7 protein-coding genes are annotated in these 9698 nt (G+C 56.4%); all 7 read left to right on the top strand.

Annotated features, from left to right (window positions below):
- The first annotated feature begins 356 nt into the window (after nucleotides 1–356).
- Nucleotides 357–1508 (top strand): polysaccharide export protein, encoded by a 1152-nt coding sequence (locus tag DU506_RS19880; protein WP_114488599.1) that lies wholly within the window; start codon nucleotides 357–359, stop codon nucleotides 1506–1508.
- Nucleotides 1509–1550: 42 nt separating this feature from the next.
- Complete coding sequence (locus tag DU506_RS19875; protein WP_114488598.1) at nucleotides 1551–3809, top strand: polysaccharide biosynthesis tyrosine autokinase; 2259 nt, start codon at nucleotides 1551–1553, stop codon at nucleotides 3807–3809.
- Nucleotides 3810–3815: 6 nt separating this feature from the next.
- The gene (locus DU506_RS19870; RefSeq protein ID WP_114488597.1) at nucleotides 3816–5630 is read left to right on the top strand and encodes an ABC transporter ATP-binding protein; all 1815 of its coding nucleotides are present in this window, start codon (nucleotides 3816–3818) and stop codon (nucleotides 5628–5630) included.
- A gap of 24 nt (nucleotides 5631–5654) precedes the next feature.
- The gene (locus DU506_RS19865) at nucleotides 5655–6794 is read left to right on the top strand and encodes a hypothetical protein (RefSeq protein WP_114488596.1); all 1140 of its coding nucleotides are present in this window, start codon (nucleotides 5655–5657) and stop codon (nucleotides 6792–6794) included.
- Nucleotides 6795–6866: 72 nt separating this feature from the next.
- Nucleotides 6867–8864 carry a polysaccharide biosynthesis protein gene (locus DU506_RS19860; protein WP_220254479.1) on the top strand — a complete coding sequence of 666 codons (1998 nt, stop codon included), beginning with the start codon at nucleotides 6867–6869 and terminating at the stop codon, nucleotides 8862–8864.
- A gap of 1 nt (nucleotide 8865) precedes the next feature.
- Nucleotides 8866–9096, top strand: a complete 231-nt coding sequence (locus DU506_RS19855; protein ID WP_114488594.1) for a hypothetical protein — start codon at nucleotides 8866–8868, stop codon at nucleotides 9094–9096.
- An 82-nt stretch (nucleotides 9097–9178) separates the two neighbouring features.
- A partial coding sequence (locus DU506_RS19850) for an RNA-guided endonuclease InsQ/TnpB family protein (protein WP_147273791.1) occupies nucleotides 9179–9698 on the top strand: 520 nt, incomplete at its 3' end.

Raw genomic sequence — 9698 nt, 5'->3', positions numbered from 1 at the left:
TGGAGGGTAGAATCGGTCATGGCGTATCCACTCTTGTTGGTTGAGATCTTGGTCGTGATCAATCAACAGGATACGCCACCCTTCCTACTTCCTCCCATACACCAGAAGTCACCATAGCTCCTTTTATAGAGGTGTTAGGCGTTAGTTATCTCATTCTGCTTCCATCATACAAATGGTAATACGCTATTTGTGTTTTTATGTAAACTTGTGTCTGTCTGTCAGGTTGGCAGTCATGCCTCATGGCGGTGCGCGGGTTCTGGCATTGTCAGGGCGAGTTTTCAATGAGGCTCTGGGAAATGCCTGATCACAATCCCCGGGCGGTAGCGTGGCAAGACACAAAGTACAGGGAGCAGAGAATGAATAAATTCAATGAAGTAGAAGAAGTGGAATCTAGCGAGCGCCCGGTGCGACTGGTTCGCTTTCTGATGTTGTTCATGCTTCTGGGGGTGCTGAGTGGCTGTGCCATGGCTCCCGGTGGTCATATCGATGAGAGTAATCTTGCACAATCGCTGGATGGGCGAGTGAACGTGCAACCGATCACACCGGACCTAGTGGATGCGATGCACGTGAGAGAAGCGCCCACCCAGGCAACGCCGGAGGCATTGCACCAGGAGGTGCAGGGCTACGAGTATCGCGTGGGGCCAGGCGACATCTTGAGCGTGATTGTCTATGACCATCCCGAATTGACCATTCCTGCCGGTGCCGAGCGCTCCGCTGCGGAAACCGGTAACCGGATACGGCCCAATGGCACCATGTTTTACCCCTATGTGGGGCGGGTAAAGGTCGAGGGAATGACGCTTGACGAGGTACGTCAACTGATCACCCGGCGGCTTTCCAGCGTGATCACCGAGCCCCAGGTGGAAGTCGGTATTGCGGCGTTTCACTCCCAGAAAGTCTATATCAGTGGCGCTGTGGAAAACCCCGGCACCCTGCCATTGACCATCGTGCCGATGACGGTACTCGATGCCATCAGTGAAGTAGGCGGGGCGAACGACAATGCGGACTGGCGCAACGTCACACTGAGCCGCAACGGTAGCGAAGAACGCATCTCGCTCTACGCCATGATGCGCCAAGGGGATATGACCCAGAACCGGTTACTGCGTGATGGCGACCTGCTGCACGTACCGACCATGGAAAATCAGAACGTTGTCGTGATGGGACAGGTAAGACGTCCCGGTGCGATTGCCTTGGGTAACGAGCGCATCACCTTGACGGATGCATTGGGAAGAGCTGGTGGCGTGAATGAAAGCCGTGCCGAGCCTTCGGGCATCTTCGTGGTGCGAGGAAACCTGCCCGGCAGCGAGAAGATCGCCACCGTTTACCAACTGGATATTCAGGATGCCACCCGTCTCTTGCTGGGAACGCGCTTTCCTCTCCAGCCGCAGGACGTGGTGTACGTGACGTCAGCACCGTTGGCTCGCTGGAACACCGTGATCTCGCTGCTGCTGCCTTCGGTCAGTCTGCCGGGTGATGTCGCGACGGTCGCCACGGATGTCGGTGATCTGTAAGCGCCGATTTGAATGATTTTTTACGAGTAATGAGGCATGACCATGACTTACTTTCCCCCACCACCTTCGTCGTCGTCCGAACCTCAGGAAAGCAACGACCTTAATCTGCGCAAGTTGGTAGATACGCTTTCCGATCATCGCTGGTTGATCGTATCGATGACGGGGCTTTTTCTGCTGGCCGGCTATTTTCACGCTAGTTCTCAGCCGGGGGTCTATCAGGCAGATGCCTTGGTTCAGATCGAAAGCCAAGGTTCGAACTTGGCGCTTATGGAGTCATTGGGGGAGCAGCAGCAAGGTAACCCTACCTCCGCCGAACTTGAAATACTGCAGTCGCGCATGGTGCTGGGAGAAACCGCTGACCGGCAGGACCTGGCCATTCGGGTCGAGCCGCGCCGGCTGCCGGTGGTGGGGGATTTCCTGGTCAATCATGGGGTTAACCAAGGCTGGTTCGAAAGCCTCACCCCGGCCTTCATGCGCGAGTGGTTAGCGGATTCCGAGGATAGCGATTGGGACAATCCTTATGTGTGGGCCGGTGAGTCGCTAGGCGTTGCACGTTTCGATGTGCCCGATGAAAACGTGGGAAGGAAGCATGTGCTGCGCCTGATGGCCGACGGCAATTTTGAGTTGTTGCTGGAAGAAGAAACGCTTCTTACCGGTAAAGTAGGGGAGACGGTTCAGGACGATGCACTGGGTTATCGTCTTTTCGTCAGCCAGGCGAAAGCACACCCCGGTGCAGAATTCATCTTGGAGCGGACGTCTTCCCTTAATGCGATAAAGGATTTGAAACGACGTTTCGAGATCATGCCGCGAGGCATTGATTCAGGGGTATATGAACTGACCCTGAACGGTACCGATCGTAACCAGATCCAGCCGACGCTGGATACCTTGACCGGGGTCTTCCTGACCCAGAACGTGCAACGTCATTCGGAAGAGGCGGAGAAGCAGATCGCCTTTCTCAACGAGCAGATTCCCCAGGTCAGCGACCAACTTTCGGATGCCGAGGGGATGCTCAACGACTATCGGGCGCAACGCGACTCCGTGGATCTGACGTTCGAGACCCAAAACCTGCTCACTCGGGTGGTGGAGGTAGAAAACCAACTCAGCGAACTGGCCATGCGGGAGGCCGACCTGGCTGAGCGGTATCGACCCTCGCACCCCAACTACCAGACACTGCTGAGACAGCGTGCCCAGCTTGAAGCCGAGCGTGACCGTCTCAATGCGCAGGTCAATGAATTACCCGAAACTCAGCAGGAAGTGCTGCGCCTGACTCGGGATAGCCAGGTCAATCAGCAAGTATATGTGCAACTGCTCAACCAGCTTCAAGAGATGCGTCTGGTCAAGGCCGGCACCGTGGGTAATGTGCGCATTCTGGACGCCGCCATGCTCAATCCAGGCACCATCGCACCGCGCATACCTCTGATAACCGCGGTCAGCGGCCTGATCGGGGCATTGCTGGCGGTCATGCTGATTGTGGTGCGCCTGTTGCTCAGCCGAGCGATCAAGACGCCCGAACAGCTTGAAGAGTTGGGTCTGCCTGTCTACGCCACGCTGCCGGATTCCGGCGAACAGGCTGGGCTCACCGAGCGAATCCGTCCGCGCCGTTCCAAAAAGGCCCAGGAAGTTTTCCGAGGCTTGCTGGCCATCAAGAAACCCGCCGAAATCGCGGTGGAGGCCTTGCGCGGGCTGCGTACCAGCCTGTATTTCGCCATGCTCGAATCCGACAATAATCGGTTGATGATTACCGGGGCAAGCCCGGGGGTGGGCAAGAGCTTCGTGGCGGCCAACCTGGCGGCGGTATGCGCCCAGGCCGGGCAGAAAGTGCTGTTGATTGATGCGGATATGCGCCGTGGCCACTTGCACCATGCCTTTGATGGCAAGGGCGTAAAGGGACTTTCAGAACTGTTGGCACGGCGTATCGGCGTGGATGAGGCTATTCGTCATAGCGATCTGAAAGGGCTGGATTATGTGGCGCGAGGCAGTGTGCCGCCCAACCCATCGGAGCTTTTGATGCAGCACAGCTTCCACGATTTTCTGGAAACGATGAGCCAGCACTATGATCTGGTGATAGTGGATACGCCGCCAATACTCGCGGTGACCGATGCCACGGTGGTGGGTAAGTTGGTCGGGACCAGCTTGATGGTGGTGCGTTTCGACTGTAACCCTCCCGGCGAAATCAAGGCCGCCAAACGCCGCCTGGAGAATGCCGGCGTGAGGCTCAAGGGAGGAATTCTAAACGGCGTGAAGAAACCCACCAATAGCCGCCACGGTTACTACGGCAGCTACCTCTATGCTTACCGGTGATCCAATATGCTGAAGCAATTGCGCGAATTCTATTCATTATTGACTCAGCAACAACGGCGTCGATTGCTGAAACTCCAGGCGTTGATCATTGGCATGGCCCTGGCTCAGATCGCTGGTGTTATCGCCATCGGCCCTTTCATGGCGGTGGTCGGTGACATGAGCAAGCTCCAGGGCGATGGCTGGCTTGCCTGGGCTTATACCTTCAGCGGCATGCAAAGCCCCAAGAGTTTCTTGAGTTTATTGGGCGCTATGGTGCTCGGCGTGTTGTTGCTCGCGGCAGTGTTTTCCATGTATACCACCTGGCGACTGGCGCTCTATAGCTCTCAGGTGGGGGCGGAGATATCGAGCCGCCTTTACCACTATTACCTGCACCAGCCCTGGCTGTTTCATTCCAGCCAGAACACCAGTGGTTTGGTCAACAAGGTATCCGCGGAAGTTCAGCGAGTGACCACAAAGATCATCAACCCTGCCATGGAGCTTAATGCCAAGACGGTCATGGTGACCCTGATGACCCTGGCGATCTTTCTCTACAATCCGGTGGTGGCGATATTTGGTGTGGTGATATTCATCGTCACTTATCTGCTGCTTTATCAAACAGTGCGCCGTTTTTTGACCGTCCATGGAAAGCGGGTTTCCGAGGCTCAATCCAAACGCTTCAAGCTGATGAGCGAAGGGTTCGGTGGCATCAAGGACCTGCTGCTATTGCATCGCCAGGCAGGGTTTACCTCGCGCTTCGAGAAGGCCAGCAATCGCATCGCGCGGGGGCAGGGAGTGACCCAAGGGCTGAGTGAGGCCCCGCGTTACGCCATTGAACTGATGGCTTTCGGTTCGGTGATCTTGCTGGTGCTTTATCTGCTCAACCTCTATGAGGGGAATCTTGGCGCAATTCTGCCGGCCCTCTCGATCTACGCCCTGGCCGGATTCAAGATGCTGCCCGGTTTCCAGAAGATCTATACCTCCATCTCGAAAATCCGTGGCAATTTGGCGGCTTATGACGCGATTCGTGAGGATTTGATCGCGAGCCGTGATGAATCGAAAAATACCCACGCCGCCATTGAGGCTCAGCCGGATGCGCGGATAACCCCATGGGTGCCTCAGCGAGAGATCAAGATGCAAGACGTGGTCTTCGACTATCCAGGAACACGGGCATTGGCACTGGATGGGTTGACGTTGACGATCCCGGTCAACCAGATGGTGGGATTGGTGGGAGCCTCCGGCAGTGGCAAGAGTACTGCCGTGGATCTATTGCTGGGCCTGATCGAACCTCAGCAAGGCCAGATTCTGATCGATGATGTGCCTTTAACGCAGGAAAACCTGCGCAATTGGCAGGCGGGCGTGGGTTTTGTACCGCAACAGATATTTCTGTCCGATGCCAGCATCCTCGAAAACGTCGCCTTTGCCATTGATCGCAAGGATATCGATGTAGAGAGAGCCAAGGAGGCGCTGCATATGGCGCAACTCGACGATCTGCTCGAAAGGTTTCCAGAAGGTCTCGAAACACGGATAGGCGAGCGCGGAGTACAGATATCCGGAGGCCAGCGCCAACGTCTGGGTATCGCTCGCGCCCTTTACCAGCAAGCCAGAGTATTGGTATTCGACGAAGCCACCAGCGCTTTGGACGGCATCACCGAACGCCGCGTCATGGAAGACATCCAGCGGTTTTCCGGTCAGATGACCGTGGTGTTGATCGCCCACCGCCTGGCGACGGTAAAGGAATGCGACATCATTTATATGCTCGAGGACGGGCGGGTGAGCGATGCCGGTACCTACGACGACCTGGCCAGCCGCAACCATACCTTCCAGATGATGGCTAATCTCTAGCCACGGTAGAAAAAGGGTGTTGCCATGAATCTGATCGGTGCGCTACTGCTGTTCCTGGGTCTTTCACTAGGCAGCCTTTATCTGTTTCCCAGCGGTGCGCCGCAGCTGACCGACTTTGCATTGATCGGCTTTGCCGGTGTGATGCTGGTGATGTCACTGGGCGACGAGCGCCTGAAAGTCTCACCCTTTGCCCTGTGCTGGGGATTGATGGTGCTCTGGGTGGTGCTGGTGTGCCTTGGCTGGACGCTGGTGATGGAAACCACCAGCTTTTTCAGGCCCGCCCAGTTTTTCCTGTTCAATTTCCTGGTGGGTATCGCGTTGCTGCGTTTTCTGGGCGTTTACGGCGAACGTGCCAAGGCGATTATCCGCAATGGCGTGTCTATTGCGCTTCTGGTCGCGGGTAGCCAAGTGTTGGTGCAATTAGCCATGGGGGTTAACCGTACCACCGGGAGTTTCAATAACCCCAATCAGTTGGCCTATTTTTCGCTATGCGGCGTGGTGGTGCTGTTGATGCTCGATGATTTTCATCCGCGGATGAGACTCTTGGGGCTGGCCGGTCTGGCTTCCGGGGTGCTGGGAATTCTAGCGGCTTCGTCGTTGGCGGCTATGGGGGGAGGTGTCCTGGTATTGATCGGCTGGGCCATGGCTAATGCCAAGCAGGTCAAGCATTTCGCTCGCCTGTTGCTGCTAATCCCTCTTCTGCTGGGGGGCGTGTTGGTGGCCAATATCAGTTCGGACGGGCAAGTGTTGCGCAACCTGGAGGCGCGCATGGACAGGGCGCCAAGCAAGGTAGACAGCGTCTATGAAGAGCGCAAGTTCGACCGGCTGATGAACTTTCCCGAATACGCCATCTTCGGGGCGGGAGAAGGCGAAAGTGAGCGTTTTGCTCCCTACGACGGGCACGAAATTCATTCCTCCTACGTCAACATGTTGTTTGCCTATGGCCTGCCGGGGCTGGGGCTTTTCCTGTTGACCATCGCCATTGTACTGCGTCGAGCTCCGCTTTACGTCTGGGCCGGGGTGGCCGGGCCATTGATCTATTCCACCACCCATAATGGTCTGCGCTCGACGCTGTTCTGGATTTTACTGGTGATCTGCTGGCATCTCTATCGGCAAAGCTCGGTGGCCACCTCGCGTCAGGGTCTGATTCTCGACTCCCCTTGAAATGATACCCACATCAGCATCGTGACCGGACAACCCGCAAGGAAGCTCAGCAGGGAAAGGCAGGGGGAAAACATGGCTAGTTTAATGAAGTCGTTATCGATGACGCCGCGTTGGATAAAGCGCAGGGTGCTTGTCGTGCTAGATGGCGTGATCATGGCGGGTAGCCTGCAACTGGCGACCATGATCCACCTGGAAAGCCTGCAGCCGCTGAGAAACGGTTCCTTGTGGCTGGCCATCGGGCTGTTGGTGCCGACGAGTCTCTTTCTTTTTCATTGGCTTGGGCTGTATCGCTTGGTGATTCGCTACATGAGCCATGTCACCGTCCCGAAAGTCGTCATTGTCGTGATGACATCAGCTCTGTTAGTGGCACCGGCAAGTTACTTGGCGGGACATTCCATTGGGCCATCCATCATCGTTATCTATGCGCTGCTCTTGCTGTTGGGTGTCGGCAGCCTGCGTTTTCTGCTGCGGGAGTTGTATCACCATAGCCAACGTCGTCAGCGAAAGCCGGTGGTGATCTACGGGGCCGGAGCTGCCGGTTGCGAGCTGGTCTCCGCGCTTCGCAACGGAGGCGAATACGAACCGGTGGCTTTTGTCGATGATTGGCGAGGCCTGGAAGGCGCCATGGTCGAAGGGCTGCGGGTGCATCAACCGGTAGCACTCGCCGCCCTGGTTCAGGAACACCGGGCCGCCATGGTTCTGTTGGCTATTCCCAGCGCACCACGTTGGCGGCGCCGTGAAATACTGCACTGGCTTTCGGACCTTTCCGTGCCTCTCAAGACGATTCCCGGCAGTGCCGATGTGATCGCCGGGCGGGCCAAGATCAGCGAACTTCGCGAGGTGGCGCTTGAGGACTTGCTCGGCCGGGAGTCGGTCCCTGCCTTTCCTGAGCTGATGCAGGCCAATATTCGCGACAAGGCGGTCATGGTGACCGGTGCGGGAGGCTCGATTGGCAGTGAACTGTGTCGTCAGATACTTGATCAAGAGCCTGTTTGCCTGCTGCTGGTCGACAACTGTGAGTTTGCACTTTACGCCATCGAGCAGGAATTGAAACAGCATATCGAGAGCACCCAGTCGCGCTGCGAGCTGAAACCACTGCTTATTTCGGTGCAGCATCCGGGCAGTCTCAAGGCAGTGTTCGAAAGCTTCGAGGTGCATACCGTCTACCATGCCGCCGCTTACAAGCATGTGCCGATGGTGGAATTCAATTTGGTACAGGGAGTAAGCAATAACGTCTTCGGTACCTTGCATCTTGCCAAGGCGGCGATGGCGGCGGGGGTGGAAACCTTTGTGGTGGTGTCCACCGATAAGGCGGTTCGTCCCACCAATGCCATGGGCGCTTCCAAGCGCTTGACCGAACTTATCTGCCAAGCCTTCGCCCATTCGCAGTCCAACACGCGTTTCTGCATGGTGCGTTTTGGTAATGTACTGGGGTCGAGTGGCTCCGTTGTGCCGGTGTTTCGCAATCAGATCGAGCAGGGTGGCCCCATCAAGGTAACTCACCCCGACATCACCCGTTACTTTATGACAATTCCCGAAGCCGCCCAGCTTGTCATCCAGGCCGGCGCCATGGGTGAGGGCGGCGAAGTGTTCGTGCTCGACATGGGGGAACCGGTACGCATTCATGATTTGGCCAGGAATATGGTGCGCCTTTCAGGACTGGAGGTGAAAGACGCCGAGCATCCGGAAGGAGATATAGAAATTGTCTACTCTGGCTTGCGTCCCGGGGAAAAGCTTTTCGAGGAATTGTTGATCGGACATGACGTCAGCAAGACACAGCACGATCGCATCATGACCTCCAAAGAGCGTTTCTGGGAATGGCCCAGGCTGGAAGCCTTTTTACAGGAACTGGAACAGGCTTTTATCGCGACTGACCATCTACGTATCCGCCAACTGTTGCAGTCGGCGCCTCTGGACTACCAACCCTTGGATGAAATAGCTGATCTGGTATGGGAAGCGCGTCAGGCGATGCTTCCTGATACACGACGTCACCGCCTTGGGGCAAATGCCGCCTTGAGGTCAGTCTCCCGTCTCGATCCCATATTGAAACCGGTAACCAAGGAAGGTTGAAGTGCCGATAGATTCACTGTCGATCAAGTTATGGCTGCTCCGCAGGGCTGAACGTGCTGGTTTCCACATTCAGTCGATGAAGTATCGTGGGCCGGTAGATGCCCGGCGACACCAGAAAAATCCCTTGGAGCTGCGTTATCGCTATCCCGGCCGCAGTTTGTTGCTTGAGGCACCAACGGAATGGGTGGTTGGTTTGTTCAATTATCTAGAAACGCGTAATACCTCTTCCTGAGTCGCGTAGCGCGAAGGGATACAAGCGCGGCGTCCGAGAGGACGCCTTAATCTCTTACGTAAATGATACTAAGCTGTAAGTCATGAAAACCGAACGCGCCTACAAGTACCGATTCTACCCGACGCCCGAGCAGGAAATCCTGCTGGCGCGGACGTTTGGGTGCGTGCGGTTTGTCTGGAACGCGGTGCTGCGACATCGCACCGATGCGTTCTATCAACGCCAGGAAAAGATCGGTTACAACGACGCCAGCGCTTTCCTGACCCAGCTGAAAAAACAGCCTGACACCGCGTTCCTGGCCGAGGTCAGTTCGGTGCCCTTGCAGCAATGCCTGCGCCATCAACAATCGGCCTTCAAGCACTTCTTTGCCAAGCGCGCTCGATATCCACGCTTCAAGTCAAAGAAGCAGCGGCAGTCCGCCACCTTTGCCAGTTCAGCATTTGCGTATCGCAACGGCCTGATCACGCTGGCCAAGTGCCAGGAGCCCCTCAGCATCCGCTGGAGCCGCGTGCTTCCGTCAGCCCCCAGCACCGTTACCGTGTCCCAAGACCGCGCCGGTCGCTATTTCATTAGCTGCCTGTGCAAAGTGGACGCCGAATCACTGT

The sequence above is a fragment of the Vreelandella rituensis genome (genome assembly GCF_003336665.1).
GTDB classification, from domain to species: domain Bacteria; phylum Pseudomonadota; class Gammaproteobacteria; order Pseudomonadales; family Halomonadaceae; genus Vreelandella; species Vreelandella rituensis.
The sequence above is the reverse complement of the archived record's forward strand: the minus strand, read 5'-3'. Positions and strand labels throughout refer to the sequence as shown.